Origin of the sequence: Actinocorallia aurantiaca, from assembly GCF_039533685.1 — a bacterium.
Taxonomy (GTDB): Bacteria; Actinomycetota; Actinomycetes; order Streptosporangiales; family Streptosporangiaceae; genus Actinocorallia; species Actinocorallia aurantiaca.
Map to the genome: position 1 here is coordinate 386901 of NZ_BAAATZ010000029.1, position 24002 is coordinate 410902.

Here is a 24002-nt window from a genome sequence, read left to right on the forward strand (position 1 = left end):
CCGAGGGGCCGTCGAGCCGCTGGGCCGGATATCGACGTCGGCCGCCGCCGCCCGCAAGGCCGACTCCGACCCGCCCCGGGCCCGTGCGCGTCTTCCGCTGCTTCTCCCTGGTCTTCACGCACGGTTCCGCACTCCGTCCGGCCGGTTCATGCACTCACCCGAGGAAGAGGCCGGTGCCGTGCTCTCCTTCCCTTCGGCCTCCAAGAGGTGCAGACATGAACACACCTGTGACGACCCCGATATCGGTGTCCGGTCTGACGAAGTCGTTCGGCCGTACCCGCGCCCTGGACGGTCTGGACCTGACCGTCCGTTCCGGTGAGGTTCACGGTTTCCTCGGCCCGAACGGCTCGGGCAAATCCACCACCATCCGCGTCCTTCTGGGCATGCTGCGAGCCGACGGCGGCACCGTCGAGCTTTTCGGCGGAGACCCCTGGCGGGATGCGACCGAATTGCACAAGCGGGTGGCGTACGTTCCCGGCGATGTCACCCTGTGGCCCTCCCTGACCGGCGGCGAGGTCATCGACCTGCTCGGCCGGATGCGCGGCGGCATCGATTCGCGCCGCAAGACCGATCTGCTGGAGCGTTTCGAGCTCGACCCGCGTAAGAAGGGCCGCACCTACTCCAAGGGCAACCGGCAGAAGGTCGGGCTGGTCGCCGCGCTGGCCTCTGACGCCGAGCTGCTCATCCTGGACGAACCGACCTCGGGTCTGGACCCTCTCATGGAGGAGGTGTTCCAGGACCTCATCCGCCGGGAGCGCGCGGGCGGGCGGACCGTGCTGCTGTCCAGCCACATCCTCAGCGAGGTCGAGGCCCTGTGCGACCGGGTCACCATCATTCGTGGCGGCCGCACCGTCGAGAGCGGCTCCCTGGCCGAGCTGCGCCACCTGACCCGCACCTCCCTGGACGCCGAGCTCGAGTCCCCGCCGGACGGGTTGGCCGCGCTGCCGGGCGTCCACGACCTGCAGGTCGACGGCGTCCGCATCCGCTGCGAGGTCGACACCGTCCGGCTGAACGAGGTGCTGGCCCGGCTCACCGCGTCGGGTGTCCGCACCCTGACGAGCCGTCCTCCGACACTGGACGAGCTGTTCCTGCGCCACTACAAGGGCGGGTCGCAGGAGGTCACGCGATGAGCGCGTTCACCGGAACGGGCGACCTGGTGCGGTTGATCTCGCGCCGCGACCGCGTGGTGCTGCCGATCTTGGTGTTGTGGCTCGGGCTGCTCCCGGCCGGTTTCGTGTCGGCCACCGGGCAGCTCTACCCCACGGCGGCCGACCAGCTCCAGTACGCCCGCACCGTCGGTGCCAGTCCCACGTTCCTCGCCATGTACGGGCCCATGTACGACTTCGGCCTGGCCGGCATCGTGGTGCAGCGGAGCGGGGTGATCCCCGTGGTCATGGCGATCGCCGCCATACTCCTTTTGATCCGCCACACCCGGGTGGAGGAGGAGGCGGGGCGGCGGGAGCTGCTGGGCGCCGCGGTGCTCGGGCGGGGTGCGCCCGTCACCGCGGCCCTGCTGGTCACCATGGGGGCGAGCCTGGCCGTCGGTCTGCTGCTGGCCGCCGGTATGGCCGCCCAGGACCTGCCGGTCGCCGGCTCGGTCGCATTCGGAGGCCAGGCCATCGCCGCCGGGTGGCTGTTCGCCGCGGTGGCGGCGGTGGCCGCCCAGCTCTCCCAGGGCGCCGCCGCGGCACGTGGAATCGCCCTGACGGCGTTGGGCGCGGCGTTCGTGGTGCGGTTGGCCGCTGACGCGGGCGGTGCCGGCAGCGGCCTGTCCTGGCTGGGATGGCTGTCGCCGCTGGGCTGGGCGCAGCGGGTGCGGCCCTACGCCGCGGAGCGGTGGTGGCTGTTCGCCCTGGTCGTCGCCGCTGCCGGTGCGCTGGCGTGGGTGGCGGTACGGCTGGCGGCACGCCGTGACCTGGACGCGGGGGTCTGGCCCCAGCGGCTGGGGGCCGCCGACGCCGCACCCTGGCTGGCCGACCCGTTCGGCCTGGCCTGGCACCTGCACAGCCGGACGCTGTACGGGTGGCTGGCCGGATTCGCCGCGCTGGGCGCCGTCTACGGCGGTGTGGCGGGCGGGGTCGAGGACATGCTGCGCGACAGCCCCGGCCTCCGGGAGATCTTCGTCAGGCTGGGCGGCGAGTCGAGCCTCCTCGACGCCTATTTCTCCTCGTCGATGAGCGTGCTCGGCCTCATCGCCGCCGCCTACGCCGTCTCGTCCGCCCTGCGGCTGCGTTCGGAAGAGGCGGGCCTGCGCGCTGAGCCGGTGCTGGCTGCACCGGTCGGACGGTTGAAGTGGATGGCGAGTCATCTGGTGTTCGTGCTCGCGGGACCGGCCGTGGTGCTGGCCGCAGGCGGCCTGGTCGCGGGCTTGGTGCACGGGCTCGACACCGGCAGGGTCGGCGACGTGCTCCCCAGCGTGCTCGGTGCCGCGATGGCCCAGGTGCCGGCCGTCTGGCTGACCGCCGCGTCGGCGGTCGCGCTGTTCGGGCTGTTCCCGCGCCTGACCGGCCTGTCCTGGGCGGTCGTGGGTGCGGCGGCGGGCATCACGATGTTCGGAGCCGTGCTGGATCTCCGGCAGTGGGTCCTCAACCTGTCGCCGTTCACGCACGTTCCGGCGCTCGGCGCCCAGGACGGCACCGTGACACCGTTTCTCGGACTGCTGGCCCTGACCGCTGCGCTCGTGCTCATCGGCCTGGCCGGATTCAAACGCCGGGACCTCGCGCTGGGGTGAGGTGACAGGGGCGGTCGTCCTTCGCCTCAGCCGCCGCGTTCATCGGCCGCCGACCGGGCGCGCCGATGGACGCGGCCTCGGCATCAGTCTGTCTCTGCGGTGCGCTCGGTGTGCCAGCGGTCGAGGAGCGCGGGGATCTCGCGGAGCATGAAGGTGTAGAAGTCGCGCATCTCGGTCAGGCGGCGTGCGGCGGGGGAATCGGCGTCGACGGCCTCGATGCCCTGTTGGGCGGCTTCGAGCATGGCCAGGAGCATGCCGTTCTTGGCCGACATGAGGGTCGCCCAAGCACCTTCACGCAGCCGGTAGTGCTCGCGGCGGCTGCCCGGCATCGGAACGCGTTCGATGAGGCCGACGGTCGAGAGCATCTTGATCGCGCCGGAGGCCGAGCCGGAGCTGATGCCGAGCTGCTCCACCAGCTCACTCGCGGTGACGCTCTCGGTTTCGGAGAACAGGAACGCCGCCATCACGCGCGCGGTCGCCTTCTGCAGTCCGTTCTCGCTGAGCATCAGAGCCAGCCGTTCGGCGGCCTCCGCGGCCTCTGTCATCGCGCTCACCCTCCCCCTTCAGGATCCTGGACGATCCTAATGCATCAGAGTCTTCAGAAATCTTTGAAATCTCTGATATTGATGTAAGTATGAACGTCGCGATCGAGCTCACGGAACTCACCAAGACCTATGGAATTCGCCGCGGGCTGGACGGGCTGACCCTGCGGGTGCGTGCCGGTGAGGTGTTCGGCTACCTGGGTCCCAACGGAGCAGGTAAATCCACCACCATCCGGCTGATGCTGGACCTGATCCGCCCCACCGGCGGCACCGTCCGGGTACTGGGGAAGGACCCGCGCGCCGAGGCGGTGCGGCTGCACCGCCGGATCGGCTACCTGGCCGGCGACTTCGCCGTCGACGGCCGCCAACGGGCCGGCGAATGCCTGTCCTTTCTGGCGGGCCTGCGCGGCGGCGTCCCGGCGGCGCGCATCACCGAGCTGGCCGAACGGCTGGAGCTGGACCTCGCAGCCCGGATCAAGAGCCTGTCCAAGGGCAACCGGCAGAAGGTCGGGCTCATCCAGGCGTTCATGCACCAGCCCGAACTGCTGATCCTGGACGAGCCCACCTCCGGCCTGGACCCGCTGGTGCAGCAGACGTTCCTGCAGATGGTCGCCGAGGCCAAGGCGGCCGGGCAGACGGTGTTCATGTCCAGCCACATCATGAGCGAGGTGGAAGCAATCGCCGACCGGGTGGCCATCATCAGAGAAGGGCGCCTGGCGGCCGTTGACACCGTCGCCGCCCTGCGGGACCGGTCGCTGCTGCGGGTGAGGATCGACTTCGCCGAAACCATCACCGTCGAGGAGTTCGCCGCCCTGCCCGGTATCACCGGCCTGGTCGTGACCGGAACCGGAGATGGCACCACGCTGACCTGCCGCGTGGACGGCGCCCCTGATGCCCTCATCAAGGCCGCGGCCCGCCACACCGTCACCGGCCTGCGCGCCGAGAGCCAGGACCTGGAAGAACTCTTCCACGCCTACTACGCCGGAGAGAACCCCACCGGCTCATGACCGGCCGCACCGACTGATCCTTCTTCCCCTTCCACCGCTTTCGCCGAGGACGTGACATGACCGCCCTTCAGCCCGCCGCCTCTCGCACCGCCGTACCCGGTACCTCTGGGCTCTCGCGTGCGTTCGGGCGTTCGATGTTCGCCAAGACGCTGTTCGACAACCGGCGCATCTTCACCGTCTGGGCGCTGGCCACCGGCCTGCTGGCGCTGATGTACGCCGGCTTCTACCCGCAGATCACCGCCGACGCCACGGCCAGCGTGCCCGAGGCGATGAGCGGATTCGGCTTCGACGACCTGTCCTCGGCCGCCGGATACCTGCAGAGCGCGGTCTTCGGACTGCTGGTACCCCTGCTGGCCACCTTCTACGGCGCCGCCACCGGAGCCCGCATGATCTCCGCCGACGAGGAATCCGGCTACCTCGACCTGCTGCTGGCCCACCCCATCAGCCGCACCCGGCTGCTTCTGCACCGCTTCGCCGCCCTGGCCACCGGAGCCGTGCTCATCGCGGCCGTGGTGCTGGGCGCGATGCTGGCCATCCGCACCGGCGCCGAACTGGACACGATCTCCGTCGGCGGCTTCACCGCCCAGGCCGTCACCCTGGCCCTGCTCGCCCTGGTGTTCGGAGCACTCGCCACCGCCATCGGCGCGGCCACCGGCAAGAGTCGAGCCGTCGTATTCGGTGCGACCGCCGGAATCGGGGTGCTGTCCTACGCCCTCAACGGCTTCGCCTCCCAGATCGGCGCAGACTGGCTGCGTCGTCTCACTCCCTTCCGCTACTACATCGGCGGTGAGCCGCTGAAGAACGGCCTCCCCCTCGCCGACGTGTGCGTGCTGGCCGCCGTCACCGCCGTGCTCCTCGGCGTGGGGGCCTGGCGGTTCGCCCACCGTGACCTCGGTCGTTGAAACCCGGCTGCAGCCAGTACGCCCTTGCGTTCGACATCCGATCCGCCGGATGTCCGCTGCATCGGTGGTCGACGCCATCACACGTCGGTGCCCTGTCGCGTGGTCAGATCCAACCGTACTCGCGGGCGAGGCGGGCGGCGGCATGGCGGTTGTCGGCGTCCAGCTTGATGACGGCCGAGGAGAGGTGGTTGCGGACGGTTCCGCTCTTGCCGTGGATGCGGGCGTGCAGCGAAGAGCTGAATCAGGCAGTGGAGTCGAGGAAGAATTTCTCGAGTAGTGGTGCGAGGTAGTCGGGGTCTGGGTCGTGTGGCTGGCCGTGCATGGTCTGCTGCTGCGCGTGTGGGAGCAGGCCGGCGACGGCTTGGGCTGCGTCGCGGCGCCAGGGTGCGCTGATTTCGCCGTCGAGTACGAGTGTGGGCTGGGTGACGGTGGTGTCCCACCAGGTGGGCAGGCTGAAGTCGCCCATTATCGTCAGGTCGTATTCGATGGTGTGGGCGACTGCTTCAAGCTCTTGCCAGCGGGGCGCGCTGCGCATCGGGGCGAGCACTTCCGGGGCCATCTGGACGACCACGGTCAGGAAGTGCTCGACCGCGTCTCCACGGCGTCCGGCGGCGATCAGCTCTTCAAGCCGGGCGATCATGTCGATGGGCACCGGCTCCCTGGTCCCTGGCAGCGTGAACACAGGCTCGACCAGCGCGAGCCTCTCGAACGGGATGCCCTGGGCGGCGGCCTCGGCCGTCAGGACCGCGCCGGAGGTGACTCCGAAACCGAAGACCGGACCGTCGAAGCGCGAGACGAGTGCTGCGAGGTCCTCGATCTCGCGTGCCACCGCGTACGGGGGCGTGTCGCCGCTGTCGCCGCGTCCACGCCGGTCGTAGACGATCGCGGTGAACCGACGGGCGAGCCGCCGGGCCAGCGGGGCGAGGGCGCGACGGTCGTTCATCGTGTTCGTGACGAGGACGACCGGCGGGCCTTCCCCCCACTGCTGGAAAGCGATGGCTGTGCCGTCCGCCGAAGTCACGTACTGGACGGCACCGCTGATCTCCGGCTGTGACCGCTCCACCGGGCCCTGCTGATAGATGGCGCCGACATGTGAGAACAATTCTCCGTACCCGTACAGACGAGGTTCTGAGCGCTGCGCGATCCCCTGGTAGTAGGCGGCGTACCGAGTGCGGGTCTCCTCGACCTCCCCATTGAGCTGGTCGAGGCAGAACGCCCGTACGGTCTCCAGCAACCGAAAGCGCGACATCCCATCAAGCCGGACGACCAACGATCTGTCGACCAGCCTGGCCAGAAGATCGGCGACCTCGTAGGCGGAGATCTCGCCGGCCGCGCACACGGCCTCGGCCGCCGGCAAGGTGAAGGCATCGGTGTGCAGGGCGAGCCGGCTGAGCACCGCCTGCTCAGCGGAGGTCAGCAGGTCCCAGCTCCACGAGATCACCGCACGGAGGGTCTGCTGCCGGGTGGCGAGCATCCGGAACCGGTCGTCGAGCCGGGCCGCGACATCATGGACGCCCAGCGCACGGACCCGGGTCGCGGCCAGTTCGAGGGCGAGCGGCAGCCCGTCCAGACGGCGGCAGATCTCGCCGATCGCCTGGGCGTTGGCAGGCGTCACCTCGATTGCGGCCCGTTCGGCGAAGAGCTGAACGGCGCTGTAGGACGTGGTCGCCGCAGCGGGCGGGAGTTCGAGTGGACGAACCGGACAGGTCTGCTCACCGAAGATCCCGAGGGGTTCCCTGCTGGTGGCCAGGACTCGCAGCCGGGGAGCGGTACGCAGCAGCCGCTCGGTGACCGTGGCGGCGGCCTCGACCACGTGCTCACAGTTGTCGAGCACGAGAAGGAGCGGCCCGCGCGTGACGTCCACGATCGTGGCGATGGCCGCTTCGACCTGCACGGCCGATGCCTGCGCCGAGAGCGAGGCCAGTTCCACCAGCCAAGCGCTCTCCGGACACTGGCGGGCGGTCTCGATCGCGACACTGGTCTTCCCGACACCGCCTGGGCCGGTCAGCGTGATCAGACGGCTGTGTGCCAGCCGGTCGCGTACTCCGTCCACGAGATCCTGCCGTCCGACCAGGGCGGTGAGAGCGGCGGGGAGGTTGGTCTGCTCAGCGGCCGGGGACAGGGCCGGGTCCTGGGTGAGCATCGACTGGTGCAGCGCGTCGAGCTCGGGGCCGGGATCGAGGCCGAGTTCGTCGGCAAGGCGTTTGCGCAGGTCGTGGAAGGTGTCGAGGGCTTCGCTGTGCCGTCCGGAACGGTAGAGCGCATGCATGTAGGAAGCGCGCAGCCGTTCGCGGAACGGGTTCTCCGTGACCAGATGGCCCAGCTGGGCGACGTCGTGCTCGCCCAGTTCCAGCTGCGCTTCGGCCCGGGCCTCCAGTGCGGTGAGGCGTTCTTCGTCGAGCCGGGAGATCGCGGCACGCGCGAACGGCTCGTCGAGCACGTCGGCGTAGGCCGGGCCGCGCCACAGGTCCAGGGCTTCGTCGAGCAACGAGACCCTCGCGCGGGCGTCAGTGGTCTCTCGTGCGCGGGCGGCCAGCTCGCGGAAGCGACGGACGTCGTCCGCGCCGCCGCGCAGCAGATAGCCGGGAGGCTGAGTGACGACCAGATCGCGGCCACCGGGTTCGGCGTCGGCCAGGACCCGCCGCAGCTGTGAAACGCGGGTCTGCAACGTGTTGGCCGGGTTGGCGGGCAGCTCCTCGCCCCACAGGTCGTCGATGAGGCGGTCGGTCGAGACCGCCCTGCCCTCGTGGATGAGCAGGTGGGCGAGCAGGGCGCGGACCTTGCGGTCGGGTACCCGCACGGGCTCATCGTCGGCGGTCCGAACGGCCAGGGGGCCAAGCACATCAAAACGCACGATCTTGACTTTAGACGGCTGACAGCCGACCTGAAGTCTTTCTGAACCGCGATCCGGCAGAGTCAGGGACAAGAAGAAAGAAACACCCACCGGCAAGGAGAACGAAATGCGCGTCATGACCCTGCTGAAGTCCGCTGGAAACTTCGGAATGCCGCCGCAGGAACTGTTCGCCGCACTCGGCGCACTCGGCGAAGAGCTCCAGGCCACCGGAGTCCTGGTCGAAACGGCCGGCCTCGCGCCCACTGCCGCCTCGCCCCTGGTGAAGCTGGCCGACGACACCATCACCGTCACGAACGGCTTCGAAGGAGCCGGCACGGTCGACGCCTACGCCATCTACGAGGTCGAGTCGATCGACGACGCCGTCAAGCTGGCTCAGAGCTTCCTGGAGATCCACCAGAAGTACTGGCCCGCATGGAGCGGCGAGGTCGAAGTCCGTCAGACCTTCGGCGGCTAGCAGCCCGATCGAACAACCTCGAGAAGACGCGGCCAAGCCCGGTGCGATGCCAACGCACCGGGCGCTCAGCACGCGCCGACTCGCAGAACCTCCCGGTAGAAGGTTCTGTCATGGAATCGGCGTGACACGTCGCCTTTCGGCCATGGCATGAGTGAGACGCCCAGATCGGGCACGGCGAGCCGGACCTCCTCGGCCGCCGCGCCCTCGCCGGAAGAACGGGACCCGCGCATGATCTCCCCGACCTGGGGTAGCTCCCGAAAAGGGAGTTAAGGGGGACTCATGGCGGTCGAGACGGCGATGTTGACGTTCGTGGGGAACGCTACGACGATCATCCGGTACGGGCCGTTCACGCTGCTGACCGATCCGAACTTCATCCGGAAGGGGCAGCGGGCCTACCTCGGGTACGGGCTGACCAGCAGGCGGCTGAAGGACCCGGCGGTGTCCGTGGACGACCTGCCCGAGCTCGACGGGGTGATCCTGTCGCACCTGCACGGGGACCACTGGGACGGGGTGGCCGAACGGCGCCTGGACCGCCGCCTGCCCATCCTGACCACCCCGCTCGCCGCACGCGCCCTGCACCGCAAGGGGTTCCGCCACTCCGAGGGGCTGCGCACCTGGAACTCCGAGATCCTCACCAAGGGAGACCACCAGGTACGCGTCACCGCCATGCCGGGACGGCACGCGCCGGGCCTGCTGCGCCGCCTGCTGCCGCCCGTCATGGGTTCGCTGCTGGAGTTCGGGCCGCGAGGGGGCGAGCCGGAGCTGCGCGTGCACATCAGCGGCGACACCCTCCTGTACGACGAGATCGCCGAGATCGGGCGGCGGCATCCGCACATCGACGCGGGCGTCGTCCACCTGGGCGGGACCCGCCTGCTGAGGCTGATCCCCGCCAGCATGGACGGGCGGCAGGGCGCGCGCTGGGTGGAGACGGTCGGCTGCGCCACCGTCATCCCCGTCCACTACGACGACTACACGGTGTTCCGTTCACCGTTGTCGGACTTCGAGCGGGAGCTGGGCCGCCGCGGTCTGCACGGCAGGCTCCGGCGTGTCGAGCGCGGCGGGACGCACGTGCTCACCCGGCAGCAGGGAGCCGGTCAGATCCGGCGCTGAGGCCCCGCGCCGTCTCGGGAGCGTTCAGGCGCGGGGCGCGTACATGATGACCAGGACGCCGGCCAGGCAGATGAGGGCTCCGGTGATGTCCCACCGGTCGGGGCGGAACCCGTCCATGACCATGCCCCAGGCCAGGGAGCCCGCGACGAACACGCCGCCGTAGGCGGCCAGGATCCGGCCGAAGTTCGCGTCCGGCTGCAGGGTCGCGACGAACCCGTAGAGGCCGAGGGCGACGACGCCCGCGCCGATCCACCAGGTTCCCCGGTGCTCGCGCACGCCCTGCCAGATCAGCCAGGCGCCCCCGATCTCGGCCACGGCGGCCAGCACGAACAGGAGGAGGGACCGGGCGACTGTCATGGTCGGTACGGTACCGAGGGCGGCGCCCCCGCCGCGCTCCGGGCCATGCTCCCTTACCGGCATGGGCAAATCTGCCTCAGGTGATGTTCGTTTCGCCAGGTAGGTGGGCAAGGGTTACAAATCCTGACAGATCCTGATGCGGGGGCGCAGATGAAGATCGGGTACAAGCTCATGGCGGAGGGGTTCGGGCCCCAGGAGCTGGTGCGGCAGGCGGTGAAGGCCGAGGAGGCCGGATTCGACTTCGTCGAGATCAGCGACCACTACCACCCGTGGCTGCACGAGCAGGGGCACTCGCCGTTCGCCTGGTCGGTGCTGGGGGCCATCGCCGCGAAGACCGAGCGGATCGGGCTGGCGACCGGGGTGACCTGCCCGACCGTCCGCTACCACCCGGCGGTCATCGCGCAGGCCGCGGCCACGCTGGCGCTGCTGTCCGACGGGCGCTTCACGCTGGGGATCGGCTCGGGGGAGCGGCTGAACGAGCACGTCGTCGGGCCGGGGTTCCCGCAGTCGGTGCAGGCCCGCCAGGACATGATGCGCGAGGCGCTGGAGATCATCCGGCTGCTGTGGCAGGGCGGCTACCGCTCCTACCAGGGCAAGTACCTGCAGCTCCAGGACGCACGGGTGTTCGACCTGCCCGAGGAGCTCCCGCCGATCGCGGTGGCCGCGGGCGGCGCGCAGGCCGCCAGGCTCGCCGCCGAACTGGCCGACGGCCTGTTCTCCACCGAGCCCAAGGACAAGCTCGTCAAGGAGTTCCGCGAGGCCGGGGGCGACGGGCCGCTCTACGCGGAGGTCCCCATGGCGTGGGCGCCCGACGAGCAGACCGCCGCCAAGGCGGCGTGGGAGACCTCCCGCTGGGCGCTGACCGGGTGGAAGGTGATGAGCGAGCTGCCCAACCCGGCCAACTTCGCCGCGGCCAGCACCACCGTGCGCCAGGAGGACGTCCTCGAGCAGTTCGCCTGCGGTCCGGACCCGTCCCGCTACCTCGAGGTCACCCGGCCGTTCGTCGACGCGGGGTTCGACCACCTGGTGATGCAGAACGCCGGCCCCGACCCCGACGGGTTCATGGACTTCTACCAGAGCGAGCTCGACGGCCGGATCAGGAGTCTCCAACCCGCCTGACCGGCCGAAAGCAGCACCGCCGCCGCGGACACCGCCACCGGGACCGCGGCGAGCACGAAGCACAGGGACAGGGGCAGGCGGCCCACCACGAACCCGGTGAAGGCCGTCGCCCCCGTCGACCCGGCGCTCGGCAGGGAGTGCCCGGCGTCGCCTCTCACGCACAGCAGCGGAACATGCGGAACAACCTGACAGGCGGGGAGGACGTTCCGCGATCGCGCTGCGTCTGCCCGGATCTGGTCGGCTCTATTAATGTCGCTATACATCTCTATCTTCCCGTATATTCCTTCCAAAGCTATCTTAAAGGGAAGGATGGGGAAGTCGGATGGGCGATCACTTCCGCTCTCCGTCCCTTGATCACAGGGAAGAGGCGCTCGTGTCATGAGCACGATCTACAAGTCCGAGGCTGGCGGGAACGCGATCCGGCGGCGTTACCGGGAGGCTCTGGAGGACTGGCCGGTCCCCGCCGAGCATGTGCGGGTGAAGACCCGGGAGGGCGAGACCTTCGTCGTGTCCTCCGGGCCCCGGGAGGCCCCGCCCCTGCTGCTGCTCCACGGTTCGGGGACGAACACGGCGATGTGGATGGGCGACGTCGCCGTCTGGTCACGGCATTTTCGTGTCCACGCCGTCGACCTCGTCGGAGAGCCCGGACTGAGCGCGCAGTCCCGTCCGCCCCTGGCGTCCGACGCGCTCGCGCTGTGGCTCGACGACGTGCTCGAGGGGCTCGGGATCACGAGCGCCTCGATCGTCGGGGCCTCCCTGGGCGGCTGGCTGGCGTTGGACTACGCGGTCCGCCGTCCGGACCGGGTGGCGCGCCTGGCTCTGCTGTGCCCCGGCGGCGTGGGCGGGCAGAAGACGGGTTGGCTGTTCAAGGCGTTGTTCCTGCGCATGTTCGGCGTGAAGGGGATACGCCGGTCGGCGCGGGTCGTCACGGGTCTGGACACGTCGCTGGACCAGCACGTCCTCGATTCCTTGGCACTGACCTTCAACCACTTCAAGCCGCGCACGGAACGGCTGCCGGTGTTCCCCGACGACGCTTTGCGCGGTCTGGCCATGCCCGTGCTGGTGGTGGTCGGCGGCCGTGACGTCATGCTCGACTCCCATGCCACCGCCCGACGCGTACGCGAGTGTGTTCCGCACGCGACCGTGAACCTCCTGCCCGAGGTCGGACACGCGATCCTCGGCCAGACCGATTCCGTCCTGGCGTTCCTGCGCGATGAGGAGAACGGACATGCCTGACTCACTCCAGGACTTCTCGGGAACACCCGTCCTCGTGTACGCGCCGGACGGCCCTCCACTGCGGAACGAGAACGACGCCCTCGACGTGATCGGCGAGAGCGGCTACCGGGGCGCCACGTGGGTCGCGGTCCCGGTCGAGCGGTTCACGGACGAGTTCTTCCGGCTGCGCACCCGCGTCGCGGGCGACATCGTCCAGAAGTTCGCCAACTACGGGATGGGGCTCGCCGTCATCGGTGACATCTCCCGCCACCTGGACGCCAGCTCCGCGCTGCGCGACTTCGTCCGGGAGAGCAACCGGGGCGCTCGGCTCTGGTTCCTGCCCGACGCCGACGCCCTGCGTTCCCGGCTCGCACGGAGCTGACCGGGCGACGGGCCTCCGCCTTCAGGAGGGACCGGGCTCGGCGCGGAGGAATCGGCGCAGGATGAGGTGCAGGGTGGGGAGCTGCTCGGCGGGCTCGAACCCCGGGTTGGTGGCCGCACCGGTGTAGAGGGAGCCGATCAGGGTCTGGATCCACGTCGCGGTGCCGACCGGATCCAGGCCGGGGTCGATCTGCCCGGCTTCGGCGGCCCTGGACAGGAGCGCGGCGATCGCGGCGTGCTCTTCGGCGTTGTCCCGGCTCAGCGCCGCCTCGACCTCGGGGTCCCGGTAGGCCTGGACCATCGCCTCCATGACCAGCGGCGGGACGGTCGGTTCCGCCGCCGGGGCGGCGAGGAGGTCGACGACCTCGAGCAGGGCCGCCCACGGGTCGTCGCCGGCCACGGCTCGAGCCAGGAATTCGGCCTTCTCGTCCCCGTCTTCCTCGAACACGGCGAGGAAGATCGCCCGCTTGTTGGGGAAGTAGTGGAACAGGTTGCCCGTGCTCGTGCCCGCGGCCTTGCAGATCTCGGCGGTCGTGGTGCGTTCGAAGCCCTTGGCCGCGAACAGCCCGGCCGCCGCGTTCACGATGTTCCGCCGGCGGGCCTCGTGCTTGGCCGGGTCGATCGTCCTCATCATGCCCTTTCCTGACGGATCCCTCGCGAGCGGACCCACCTTATCGGCTCGGGACTAAAAATAGACCGAGCGCTCGGTTTATGATTTGATCGGCTCTCCCTCCGATACGAGAAGGAACCGACATGGACACCGACCGAACCGTCCCGGCCCCCTCACCGCGGCACGGGCTCGCGCCGGCGATCGGACTGCTGGTGCTGTCCCCGATCTGCGCCGAATACCTCATCGGCTACCTCGAGCTCATGGGCCGTCCGCTGGAACTGCTGGCCGGCCTGCTCTTCCTCGCCCCGCTCTACGGCACGGTCGCGGTGATGATCCGCGAGGCGGTCCGGCGAACCGGCCGCGGATGGCCGGCGATCCTGCTGCTGGGCGCGGCGTTCGGCCTGATCCAGGCCGGATTGATCGACCAGAGCTTCTTCAACCCGGATTTCGTCGACGAAGCCTCCTGGGATGAGGAGCGGCTGCCCACTCTCCTCCCGGGTCTGGGAATCAGCGTCGGCCACGCGCTGACCTTCCTCGCGGGCCATGTGATCTGGAGCTTCGCCGCGCCGATCGCCGTGGTCGAGGCCTGCGTTCCCCGGTTCGCCGACCGGCCGTGGCTGGGCAAGGGCGGCATGAGCGTGATGGTCGTGCTGTACGCGCTGGCCGTCGTGGTGTTCTTCCACGAGCACACCAAGGAGTTCATGGCCGCCCCCGCCCAGCTCGGCACCGCCGCCGCGCTCGCCCTCGTCCTGATCGCGGCGGCCTTCGCGCTTCCGCGCCGCGCCGTGAGACGTCCCGGCCGGGTACCGGCCGCGTGGCTCGTCGGGGTCATCGGCCTGATCCTCCTGGCCTCCTTTCACCTGTCGCCCGCGACCTGGCCGGGGACCGCTTTGAAGGCGGCACTGCTGGTCCTGTACGGCGGCCTGGTGCTGTGGTGGTCCACCCGAGCGCGTTGGGGACGCGCCCATGTGCTGGCCACCGGCGGCGCCGCCCTGGTGGCCAACGTAGGTCTCTCCTTCGTGGTCCAGCCGTTGGGCGAGGTCTCCTACCCCGCCAAGTACGCCGCCAACACCGCCCTGACGCTGGGCGTGCTGGCCCTCCTCGCTTGGGCCCGGCACCGGCTGCGCCGCGCGGAGTCCCCGGCCTCTGTGCCCGATGGCCGAGCCGCCCGTGCATTACCGCGACTCCACCTCGTGGAGTCTGCGCCGCAGATGGGCGCGTTCGGGTTCGGTGCCGGCGAGGTCAAGGGCCCTGCGGTAGGCGGCCGCGGCCTCGGGCAGGCGGCCGAGGCGGTGCAGGAGTTCTCCGCGGGCGGCCGGATAGGGGTGATGGGTGCGCAGCTTCTCGTCGTCGGCCAGGCTGTCGAGTAGCGCGAGGCCCGCTTCCGGGCCGTCGCGCATGGCGACTGCCACGGCGCGGTTGAGCGCGACGACGGGGGATGGGGTGAGTGCCAGCAGGACGTCGTAGAGCGCCACGATCTGCGGCCAGTCGGTGGCGGCGAAGTCCGGGGCCTCGTCGTGCAGCGCGGCGATCGCGGCCTGCACGCCGTACGGGCCGGGCGGGCCGCCCGCCAGAGCGGGCGGCACCAGGGAGAGGCCTTCTTCGATCATGGGCTGGTCCCACAGGGCTCGGTCCTGGTCCTCGAGCAGCACCATGCCGCCCTCGGCGCCGGTGCGGGCCCTCCGCCTCGCGTGGACGAGGAGCATGAGGGCCAGCAGGCCGGTGACCTCCCGCTCGGCGGGCAGCAGCCGGCGCAGGACCCGTGCCAGCCGGATGGCCTCCTCCGCCAGGTCGAGCCGCTGCAACCGGGTTCCCGAGCTGGCCGCGTACCCCTCCGTGAAGATCGAGTACAGGACCTGCAGGACCCCTGGCAGGCGTTCGGGAAGCTCGTCGGGGCCGGGCACCCGGAACGGGATCCGGGCCTCTCGGATCTTCTTCTTCGCCCGCACGATCCGCTGGGCCATCGTCGCCGGCGGGACGAGATGGGCCCGCGCGACCTCGGGCGTGGTCAGTCCGGCCAGGCAGCGCAGGATCAGCGCCCCGCGCGCCTCGGCCGGGAGGGCGGGGTGGGCGCAGGTGAAGAACAGCTGCAGCCGCTCGTCGGGGAGCTCACCCCCGGCGTCCGCCGCCGGGGCGGGACCGGCCCGCTCGGCGTCCACTCGCAGGACGGCGAGCCGGGCGGCGTACGCCCGCTCCCGCCGCAGCCGGTCGAGCGCCTTGCGGCGGGCCGTCGTCAGCAGCCACGCCCCCGGCCTGGAGGGCACCCCGTCCAGGGGCCAGCGCACCAGCGCCGCCTCGAGCGCCTCGGACGCGACCTCCTCGGCGAGGTCGAGGTCGCCGAAGCGGCTCACGAGGGAGGCGAGCAGAATGCCGTGCTCCTCCCGGAACACCGCTTCCACGGCCAGGTCGGCGGCGGTCGACCGATCCCGCATCCCCGTCAGGCCCCGAAGTCGGCGACCGGCCGCACCACGACCGACCCGCCCCCTCGCGAGCCGGGGCAGCGGGCCGCCCAGTCCAGCGCGACGTCCAGGTCCGGCACGTCGATGACGTAGAAGCCGCCCAGCACCTCACGGCTCTCCGCGAACGGACCGTCGGTGACCGTGCGCTCCCCGCCGGGCCCGACCCGGACCGTCGTGGCGGTGACCAGGTCCGCCAGGGACTCCGACGAGACGAGGATCCCCGCGTCCCGCACGGTCTTGTCGTAGGCCACCCAGTCCTCGACGGTGCAGCCCTCGGCCCCGCCGTTCTCGTCGACCCCACCACTGTTTATGAGCAGCATGTACTTCACGATCGGGCTCCTTCGCCTCGGTGTCCGCGGCGGCCTTCCGCCGCACACCCTGACGACGAACGGCACCCGGCCGTATCGACATCGTCCCAAAGTTTTCTTCCGCGACTTCGCGGATCCCGCCGTCAGAGCGCCCTTTGAGCTCCGGGTCCGGCGGACCGGGGTGCGGTCCGCCGGACTTCGGACGGGATCAGATACCTGCCTTGAAACGGGGGAGATAAGCGCCGGAGTGGCCGGCGGCGGTCGGATGGTAGGAGTTGACGATCGGATACTCCAGAGCGTGGATCCACTGGACGGAGTCGCAGAGTTGGTGGCCGGAGAAGCCCGGCCTGGTGCCGATGGCTTCAGGAGCCCATCCGCGTGTCTACGGTCAGGGCGTCACGATGTCGAAGTCGCGGTCGGGCTCGTCGAGGAAGCCGAGCAGAGTCGTGAAGACGCTTCGGTCGCCGTCGACATGGACCCCCTCCAGGCTTCTGGTCGCGATGACGCCGAGAAGCCGCGGTCTGGTCATCGTCAGCGTCAGGTCGGCCGAGGAGCCCGCGTGGTGAGCGCTCTGGGTGAGGACGCCGTTCGCGAGGGTCAATCGAACCTCCTCTTTGAGGTCGGTGAGGACCCAGTCGATGGTCAGGCGGGTGTCCCACGCGCGGGGACCGTTGACGCGGATGGCCAGGGAGTCGAAGAGCTGCTCGACGCTGAGGGCCCCCATGACATCGGGACTCGCGCTGTCCAGCGTGTTCTCGGGCTTGTTCCCCCGCAACTCGGCCGCCCCCTGGAGGTAGAAGTTGCGCCAGGTGCCGTTCTCGCTGCCGTGGCCGAGACGGGTGTAGGCGTCGGCGAGCATCCCGCGTGCCTCGGTGTCGCCCGGGTCGGCGAAGACGAGGTAGTTCAGGACCTGGGCGGCCCAGCGCAGGTCTCCCGCGTCGAGCGAGGCCCTGGCCTTGGGCAGGATCGCGTCGCGGCCGCCCATGAACTCCACGTGCTTGCGCGACGACTCCTCCGGCGGCAACTCCCACAGGTGAGCGGGATTGCCGTCGAACCAGCCCATGTACCGCTGGTAGATCGCCTTGACATTGTGGGACACCGAGCCGTAGTAGCCGCGCGCGTGCCAGGCGCCCGCCAGGGCGGGCGGCAGTTCGATCACCTCGGCGATCTCCGGACCCGTCATCCCCTGGTTCAGCATCCGCAGCGTCTGGTCGTGCAGGTAGGCGTAAAGGTCCCGTTGCTGCGACAGGAACCGCGACAGCTCCTCGGTCCCCCAGGTCGGCCAGTGATGCGAGGCGAACAGCACATCCGAGCGGGCCGCGAACATCCCGATCGCCTCGGTCAGGTAGCGCGCCCACACCCGTGGGTCGCGCACCAGCGCGCCGCGCAGCGTGAGGATGTTGTGCAGGTTGTGGGTGGCGTTCTCCGCCATGCACAGCGCCCTGTGCTCGGGCAGATAGAAGTTCATCTCGGCAGGCGCCTCAGTGCCCGGGGTGAGCTGGAAGATGAACCGGACCCCGTCGACCGTCTCCTCGTGCCCGGTCTCGGCGATCGACACGGTCGGCTCGATGAGCGAGACGGTGCCGGTGGACGTCGTCACGCCCAGGCCCGCGCCGAGCTGTCCTTCCGGGCCCCGGCCGAGTTCCGCGCCGTACATGTAGATCGCCCGGCGGTTCATCGCCGTCCCGGCGTACACGTTCTCGGCGACGGCGTGTTCCAGGAAACCGGCCGGGGCGATGATCGGAACGTCCGCGCCCTCGTCCAACACGCCGCGCACACCGCCGAAGTGGTCGGCGTGCGAATGCGTGTAGATGACGGCCGTCACAGGCCGGTGCCCCCGGTGCTCCCGGTACAGCGCCAGGGCCGCCGCCGCCGTCTCCACCGACAGCAGCGGGTCCACGACGATCACACCCCGCTCGCCCTCGAGGAACGTGACGTTCGACAGGTCGAACCCGCGCACCTGGTAGATCCCGGCCGCCACCTGGTACAGACCGTGCTTCGCCGTCAGCTGCGACTGCCGCCACAGACTCGGATGCGCGCTGTCCGGGCACGGCCCGTCCAGGAAGGCCGAGGCCGCGAAGTCCCACACCACCCGCCCGGAGTCGTCCTTGATCTGCTCGCGCGACACCGTCCCGACGAACCCCCGGTCGGCGTCGTCGAAGTCCGTCCGGTCCTCCGGCGACGGCGTGGTCTCCACAGCGGCTCCCTGCTGCTCATTGATCCTCTGCGCGCGACCTTCCCCGGATCCCTTCGGGGAAGGACCAGCACATGGCAATGAACTCGCCTCACAGCGAACCGACCGTCACATCACGGGCACCCGACAAGACCTCCGGCCCGGCGGCTCCGGTGGTGGCGGTCAGAGGGCGCGTTCGAAGGCGACGCTGACGTTGTGGCCGCCGAAGCCCACCGAGTTGTTGAGGGCGGCCGCCGGGCCGTCGGGGATCTTGCGGGGTTCGCCGGTGACGATGTCGAGGTCGATGGCCTCGTCGAGGTTGTCGAGGTTGGCGACCGGGGGCACGAGGCCCTCGCGCAGGGACAGGACGGTGAGCAGGGAGCCGAGCGCGCCGGCTCCGCCGAGGAGGTGCCCGGTCAGCGACTTGGACGCGGTGATGGCCAGCTCGCGGGCGTGGTCGCCGAAGGCGCCCTTGATGGCGTTGATCTCGGCGACGTCGCCCTGCGGCGTGGAGGTGCCGTGCGCGTTGATGTGGAGGATCTGCTCGGGGCGCAGGCCGGCGTGGGCGAGGCAGCGGACCATGGCCTTGGTCAGGCCCCGCCCGTCCTGGGGCGGCTGGACCATGTCGTGGCCGTCGGCGGAGTACCCGACGCCCGCGGCGTAGGCGTGGATCCGGGCGCCGCGCGCACGCGCGTACTCCTCGGACTCCAGGACCAGCACCGCCGCGCCCTCGCCGAGCACGAAGCCGTCCCGGTCCCGGTCGAACGGGCGGGAGGCCCGCTCGGGATCGTCGTTGCGGGTGGACATGGCCCGCATCGCGGCGAAGGACACCATCGGCAGCGGGTGGATGCACGCCTCGGCGCCGCCCACGATGACCACGTCGGCCCGGCCGCCCCGGATCATGTCGATGCCGTAGCCGATCGCCTCGTTGCTGGAGGAGCACGCGGACACGAGCGCGTGGACGCCCGCGGTCGCCCGGTACTCCAGGCCCACCCTCGCGGCCGGGCCGTTGGGCATCTGCATCTGCACGCCGAGCGGGGAGACCTGGTGCCAGCTCTCGTTCAGGAGGGCGTCGTAGTTCTTCGCCGTACTGAGCAGGCCGCCGATCCCCGAGGACAGCACCACGCCGAGCCGGTCGGGGTCGACGGTCCGTCCGCCGTCCTCCCCGTACCGGTATCCGGCGTCCCGCATCGCCTCCCTCGCGGCGATCATCGCGAACAGCTGGCTGCGGTCGATGTCGCGCAGCTGCTCTTCGGACAGCACCCCGGACGCGGCGGGTTCCACGGCGGCCTGGCCCGCGAAGTGCACGGGCAGTCCGTCCAGGCCCTCCCAGGGGAGGGTGCTCACCCCGGACTCGCCGGCCAGCGCGGCCGCCCAGGTCGAGGCGACGTCTCCCCCCAACGGGGTGCTGGCGCCCAGACCGGTGACGGCGACGCGGGTCTCGCCCATAGGTCTTGTCTCCTCTTGCGCGGGGGTCTTCAGAGGCACGGCCCGGGTGCGGTTTCGTCGGGGCGGAACCGCACCCGGGCTCGCTGATGCGAAGCTCAGCGACAACCCTGCACCAAACAGCCTCCTCAGGTAAGTGCGGATTCCCACAAAGATCGCGGCACTATGCGGCCTCTCCATGAACGATTTCCACTCTCTCCCCACGGCCCAGGGGCCGGGAGGGAGCGGTGAGGAGGACGAGCGCCAGGGCGAGGACGGCCAGTCCCGACCAGGAGAGAAGGGGCAGCCGTTCCCCGAGGACGGCCACGCCCATCAGGGCCGCCACGGCGGGTTCGGCCAGCGTCAGGGTGGTGGCGGTCTGGGCGGAGGCGTGGCGCAGTCCGTGACCGAAGAGGCGGTAGGCCAGGAAGGTGGTGAAGAGCGCCAGGTGCAGGGCCACGGCCGTGCCGCGCCAGGTGAGGAGCCACTGCGTGCCGGCGGCCGCCAGTACCGGCAGGACGAGCAGGGCCGCGCCGCCGAACATCACGCCCATCACCGCGCCGGAGGAGTGGCCGCGCGCGATGAGCCTTCCGCTGATGAGGGCGTAGACGGCGTAGGAGAGGCCCGCCAGAACGGCCAGGAGGACACCGACGGCGTCCACGGGGGCGGCGCCGTCGGTGAGTTCGGGGCCGAGGACCAGCGCGGTGCAGCCGAGCACGGCTCCGGCGGTGGCGCACAGCCGGCGGCTGGAGGGGCGGTCGCCTCCGACGAGCCAGGCCAGCAGCCCGGTGAGGACCGGGGCGCTGCCCAGCGCGATCACGGTGGCCACGGCCACGCCCGTCCGCGCCACGGCCGGGTAGAAGGTGACCGGGTATCCGGCCACGGCGATGGCGCCCAGGACGAGCAGCCACCGTTCGGCGCCGCCGCACGCGGCGGGCAGCGAGCGGGCGCCCCGCGAGGACAGGAACAGCAGCAGCCCGCCGAAGGCCAGTCCGGCCGAGCCGACGGCCGCCGCCGGCGCTCCGGAGGGTGCGAGGGAACTGGCGGTGCCGGTGGTGCCCCACAGCACCGAGGCGATGAGGATGGGCGTCGCGCCCGAGGTCTGGTTCTGCACAGTCGTGAACTTTCGTTGCCGAATTCAGGAAAGGACCGGATTCGAGAACGAGCGCACGACGAACGGCCCGCGGACGTGACCGCAGGTGAAATGAGAGATCAGGCCTTCAGTTCGTGCGCTCGTTCAGAGGCGCACGGGCGGCGGCAGGACGCCGTTCAGGTGAAAGTTCACCCGCTGATCGTACAGAAGTCCCGGCCGGCGGCATCAGCAGGCACCGGCCGGGACGGTCACACGAGTTCCTGGAGCGTCACCGAAGCTTCCGGAAGAAAAGGCGGATGTCGTCGACGAGGACCGCGGAGGGGTCGCCGCCATGGGCGCGGGGGTCGCGGAGGGGGCCGATGACGTCAAGGAAGTCGGCGAAAGTGCCGGGCCGGGCCGTCCGCTGCCCGGGCGCGCTCGGGCTGGACGCGGAGCAGGTCAGAAGCCGGCGGTGATGCGGGTGAACTGCCAGGGAGTCTGGTCGACTCCGCTGCAGGTGGAGACGACGTCGCCGGGGCAGGGGCGGTCGCGGTTGACCGACCAGAAGGCCAGGCGGCCCAGGCCGCGGGCGGAGGACCAGTCGCGGATGGCCTTCCAGGTGGCGGGGGTGGTGACCTCCTTCTGGTCGGAGTGGCCGTTCATGCCGGAGATGCCCATCCGGGAGTAGGCGGTGCGGTCGCTCCAGCCCCAGGTGGAGGTCAGCGCGCGCTTGAGGCCCTCGGCGGCGCCGACGGTGTCGGCGTACAGGTCGGAGCCGTTGAAGTTGAACGGCATGATCGTGTAGTTGTCGACGTCCACGCCGAGCGCCTTGGCCTGGCGGATGAGGCGCAGGCCCCAGGTGTCGGGGCCGTCCTTGCCGGTGCTCATCGTGATGACGACCTTGATGCCGGGGTTGTCGCGCTTCACGATCTTCAGGCCGCGCAGGATGCGGTCCTGGACGGCCGCGTCCTTCAGTTCGTCGTCGTTCTCCATGTCGAAGTCGACGGCGGCCGGGCCGTGGGCGTCGATGACCTTCTGGACCGCGGCCGCGTACTCCTCCGGGCTGGAGCAGGCGGGGCCGAGCTTGCGGCCCGACCAGCCGCCGAAGGAGATCTGGACGCTTCCTCCCGCTTCCTTGATGTCCGCGATGGTCCGGGCGTCGACGCCTCCCCGGAGCGGGCGGCTGCCGTCCCAGGCGGGATCGCATCCGCCGCCGGAGAGGACGAAGGCCATGGTGAACGACCTGATCCCGGTCTCCCGCATCACGGTCTTCACCTCCGGCGGGCGTCCCCACCCCAGGTGGAGGTACGCCGTGGCCGTCGGGTTCCCCGCCGAGGGGGTGCAGCCGCGCGTCTTCAGCTGAAGGGTCCTGCGCTTGGACTCTCCCTGCGCGTTGAACGCCACGACCTCGAGCCGGTACGACCGGCACGCCTTCAGGCCTTTGATCTCGAGCTTGTTCCCGTTGCCCGCGGCCAGGAGCTTCGTCCCGTCGTACACCCGGTAGCCGGTGACGTTCCCGCCGGAGGATCCCCATCTCAGCGCGACGGTCGAGGCGTCGATGTCCGTGACGGGTACGGCCGGGACCGCCGGAAGGCGGGTCTTCTTGGACTGCTTCGGCAGGGCGGGCTGCTCCGCGGCGAACGGCTCCGCCTCCGTAGCCTCCGGGGTCTGCGAAGCCGCGGCCGAACGCGGCTCCTTGTCCTCCCGCCCGTCGGCGGTGAGCGCGACGACGGTCCCCGCGCCGATGCCTCCGGCCACGATCCCGGCGACGACTCCGATGCCCAGATCAACGCGCCTCATGCGACGACTCCTCGGCAGGGGACGGAAAAGCCTCCCAAGCCTAGAGCACGGCGATCCTTTTCCGGCAGTGCGGTCAGAAGCCGGCGGTGATGCGGGCGAACTGCCACGGGTCCTGGGAGACGCCGCTGCAGGTGGTCCTGACGTTGCCGGGGCAGGGGCGGTCGCGGTTGAGGGACCAGAAGGCCAGGCGGCCCATGCCCTTGGAGGAGGACCAGTCGCGGATCGCCTTCCAGCTGGCGAGGGTCGTGACCTCCTTCTCGTCGGAGCGGCCGTTCATGCCGGAGATGCCCATCCGGGAGTAGGCGGTGCGGTCGCTCCAGCCCCGGGTGGAGGTCAGCGCCCGCTTCAGCCCCTGGGCGGCGCGGACGGTGTCGGTGCGCACGTTGGAGCCGTTGAAGTTGAACGGCATGATCGTGTAGTTGTCGATGTCCACGCCGAACGTCTTGGCCTGGCGGATGAGCCGCTTGCCCCAGGCGTCGGGGCCGTTCTTGCCGGTGCTCATCGTGACGATGATCCGGACGCCGGGGTTCTTCCGCTTCACGATCTTCAGGCCGCGCAGGATGCGGTCCTGGACGCGGGCGTTCTTCAGCTCGTCGTTCTCCATGTCGAAGTCGAGCGCGGTGGGCCGGTAGGCCTTGACGACCTTCTGCACCGCCGCGGCGTAGGCCTGCGGGCTGGAGCAGGCGGTGCCGAGCTTGCGCCCCGACCATCCGCCGAAGGAGACGTGGACGTTCCCGCCCGCCGACTTGATGGCCGCGATGGTCCGGGCGTCGGCGCCGCCCTTGAGCGGGCGCCGGCCGTCCCAGGCGGGGTTGCATCCGCCGTCGGAGAGGACGAAGGACAGGGTGAACGTCTTGAGCCCGGTCGCCTTCATGACCTTCTTCACCTGCGGCGGGCGTCCCCAGCCCAGGTGGAGGTAGGCCGTCGCCACGGGGTTCCGCGCGGCCCTCTCGCAGCCGCCGGTCCGCACCTGGAGCGCCGTGCGCCTGGATTCGCCCTTGGTGTTGAAGGCGGTCACGTCCAGCTTGTACGACGAGCAGGCTTTCAGGCCTTTGATCTCGAGCTTGTTCCCGTTGCCCGCGGCCAGGAGCTTCGTCCCGTCGTACACCCGGTAGCCGGTGACGTTCCCGCCGGAGGATCCCCATTTCAGCGCGACGGTCGAGGCGTCGGTCTCCGTCGTCGCGGGTTCCGGGGGAGGCTCGGGGGCGCGGTTCTTCTCGGTCTGTGCCGGAGCGGAGCCTTCCGGGGAGGCCGTCGCCGACGCCTTCCGCGTCTCGCGGGGCTCCTCCCCGTCCGTTCGGGCCGAGATGAGGGCTCCCGCGCCGACGCCTACTGCCACGACCCCGGCAACGATTCCGATGCCCAGATCAACGCGCCTCATCCGACTCCTCAGCCACGGGTGGAAATCGGCCTAAGCGTAAAGCACTACCCGTCAGGCATAAGGCCAAAACAGCAGTAAAGATCATTACATTACGAAAAGCCG

General features: G+C 70.4%; 21 protein-coding genes. 9 read left to right on the top strand and 12 right to left on the bottom strand.

What is annotated here, in order from left to right; translation table 11 throughout:
* Positions 1–215: 215 nt before the first annotated feature.
* Positions 216–1130: an ABC transporter ATP-binding protein gene (locus ABD327_RS29800; RefSeq protein ID WP_425547247.1), complete on the top strand. Its 915-nt coding sequence runs from the start codon at positions 216–218 to the stop codon at positions 1128–1130.
* Entirely contained in the window at positions 1127–2731 is a 1605-nt protein-coding gene (locus tag ABD327_RS29805) for an ABC transporter permease (RefSeq protein ID WP_344455270.1), read from the top strand. Before ABD327_RS29800 ends, ABD327_RS29805 begins: the two co-directional genes overlap by 4 nt.
* 83 nt (positions 2732–2814) lie before the next feature.
* On the opposite strand, the gene ABD327_RS29810 is transcribed toward ABD327_RS29805, so the two are convergent.
* Positions 2815–3276: a GbsR/MarR family transcriptional regulator gene (locus tag ABD327_RS29810; protein WP_344455549.1), complete on the bottom strand. Its 462-nt coding sequence runs from the start codon at positions 3274–3276 to the stop codon at positions 2815–2817.
* An 89-nt stretch (positions 3277–3365) separates the two neighbouring features.
* Here ABD327_RS29810 and ABD327_RS29815 point away from each other — a divergent pair, with 89 nt between their 5' ends.
* Complete coding sequence (locus ABD327_RS29815) at positions 3366–4280, top strand: ABC transporter ATP-binding protein (protein ID WP_344455272.1); 915 nt, start codon at positions 3366–3368, stop codon at positions 4278–4280.
* Between the two features lie 56 nt (positions 4281–4336).
* Positions 4337–5182: an ABC transporter permease subunit gene (locus tag ABD327_RS29820; RefSeq protein WP_344455274.1), complete on the top strand. Its 846-nt coding sequence runs from the start codon at positions 4337–4339 to the stop codon at positions 5180–5182.
* 241 nt (positions 5183–5423) lie between these two features.
* Here ABD327_RS29820 and ABD327_RS29825 read toward each other — a convergent pair whose 3' ends face one another.
* The gene (locus tag ABD327_RS29825) at positions 5424–7982 is read right to left on the bottom strand and encodes an AfsR/SARP family transcriptional regulator (RefSeq protein WP_344455276.1); all 2559 of its coding nucleotides are present in this window, start codon (positions 7980–7982) and stop codon (positions 5424–5426) included.
* A gap of 160 nt (positions 7983–8142) precedes the next feature.
* Between ABD327_RS29825 and ABD327_RS29830 the strand changes: the two genes are divergently transcribed.
* Positions 8143–8490 (top strand): YciI family protein, encoded by a 348-nt coding sequence (locus ABD327_RS29830; protein ID WP_344455279.1) that lies wholly within the window; start codon positions 8143–8145, stop codon positions 8488–8490.
* A gap of 279 nt (positions 8491–8769) precedes the next feature.
* Entirely contained in the window at positions 8770–9600 is an 831-nt protein-coding gene (locus ABD327_RS29835) for an MBL fold metallo-hydrolase (RefSeq protein ID WP_344455281.1), read from the top strand.
* 24 nt (positions 9601–9624) lie between these two features.
* On the opposite strand, the gene ABD327_RS29840 is transcribed toward ABD327_RS29835, so the two are convergent.
* The gene (locus tag ABD327_RS29840; protein WP_344455283.1) at positions 9625–9957 is read right to left on the bottom strand and encodes a YnfA family protein; all 333 of its coding nucleotides are present in this window, start codon (positions 9955–9957) and stop codon (positions 9625–9627) included.
* A 150-nt stretch (positions 9958–10107) separates the two neighbouring features.
* On the opposite strand from ABD327_RS29840, the gene ABD327_RS29845 reads away from it, so the two are divergent.
* Complete coding sequence (locus ABD327_RS29845; RefSeq protein WP_344455285.1) at positions 10108–11076, top strand: TIGR03557 family F420-dependent LLM class oxidoreductase; 969 nt, start codon at positions 10108–10110, stop codon at positions 11074–11076.
* On the opposite strand, the gene ABD327_RS29850 is transcribed toward ABD327_RS29845, so the two are convergent.
* On the bottom strand, positions 11028–11234 hold the full coding sequence (locus tag ABD327_RS29850; protein ID WP_344455287.1) for a hypothetical protein: 207 nt from the start codon (positions 11232–11234) through the stop codon (positions 11028–11030). The two genes, ABD327_RS29845 and ABD327_RS29850, sit on opposite strands and share 49 nt — an antisense overlap.
* A gap of 220 nt (positions 11235–11454) precedes the next feature.
* On the opposite strand from ABD327_RS29850, the gene ABD327_RS29855 reads away from it, so the two are divergent.
* Entirely contained in the window at positions 11455–12312 is an 858-nt protein-coding gene (locus ABD327_RS29855; RefSeq protein ID WP_344455289.1) for an alpha/beta fold hydrolase, read from the top strand.
* Entirely contained in the window at positions 12305–12673 is a 369-nt protein-coding gene (locus tag ABD327_RS29860; RefSeq protein ID WP_344455291.1) for a DUF4180 domain-containing protein, read from the top strand. The genes ABD327_RS29855 and ABD327_RS29860 overlap by 8 nt, the downstream gene beginning before the upstream one ends.
* A 21-nt stretch (positions 12674–12694) precedes the next feature.
* On the opposite strand, the gene ABD327_RS29865 is transcribed toward ABD327_RS29860, so the two are convergent.
* The 8 genes from ABD327_RS29865 to ABD327_RS29900 form a co-directional block, all read right to left on the bottom strand.
* Positions 12695–13306, bottom strand: a complete 612-nt coding sequence (locus ABD327_RS29865) for a TetR/AcrR family transcriptional regulator (protein WP_344455293.1) — start codon at positions 13304–13306, stop codon at positions 12695–12697.
* Between the two features lie 1151 nt (positions 13307–14457).
* Positions 14458–15714, bottom strand: a complete 1257-nt coding sequence (locus tag ABD327_RS29870) for an RNA polymerase sigma factor (protein ID WP_344455295.1) — start codon at positions 15712–15714, stop codon at positions 14458–14460.
* A 5-nt stretch (positions 15715–15719) separates the two neighbouring features.
* Entirely contained in the window at positions 15720–16061 is a 342-nt protein-coding gene (locus ABD327_RS29875; RefSeq protein WP_344455551.1) for a YciI family protein, read from the bottom strand.
* Between the two features lie 376 nt (positions 16062–16437).
* Positions 16438–18246, bottom strand: a complete 1809-nt coding sequence (locus tag ABD327_RS29880) for an alkyl/aryl-sulfatase (RefSeq protein WP_344455297.1) — start codon at positions 18244–18246, stop codon at positions 16438–16440.
* Positions 18247–18405: 159 nt separating this feature from the next.
* Positions 18406–19671, bottom strand: a complete 1266-nt coding sequence (locus tag ABD327_RS29885; protein ID WP_344455299.1) for a beta-ketoacyl-[acyl-carrier-protein] synthase family protein — start codon at positions 19669–19671, stop codon at positions 18406–18408.
* 160 nt (positions 19672–19831) lie between these two features.
* Positions 19832–20761: a DMT family transporter gene (locus ABD327_RS29890; RefSeq protein WP_344455302.1), complete on the bottom strand. Its 930-nt coding sequence runs from the start codon at positions 20759–20761 to the stop codon at positions 19832–19834.
* 417 nt (positions 20762–21178) lie between these two features.
* Positions 21179–22519, bottom strand: a complete 1341-nt coding sequence (locus ABD327_RS29895) for a fibronectin type III domain-containing protein (RefSeq protein ID WP_344455305.1) — start codon at positions 22517–22519, stop codon at positions 21179–21181.
* Between the two features lie 73 nt (positions 22520–22592).
* On the bottom strand, positions 22593–23900 hold the full coding sequence (locus ABD327_RS29900; protein ID WP_344455307.1) for a fibronectin type III domain-containing protein: 1308 nt from the start codon (positions 23898–23900) through the stop codon (positions 22593–22595).
* Between the last annotated feature and the right edge of the window lie 102 nt (positions 23901–24002).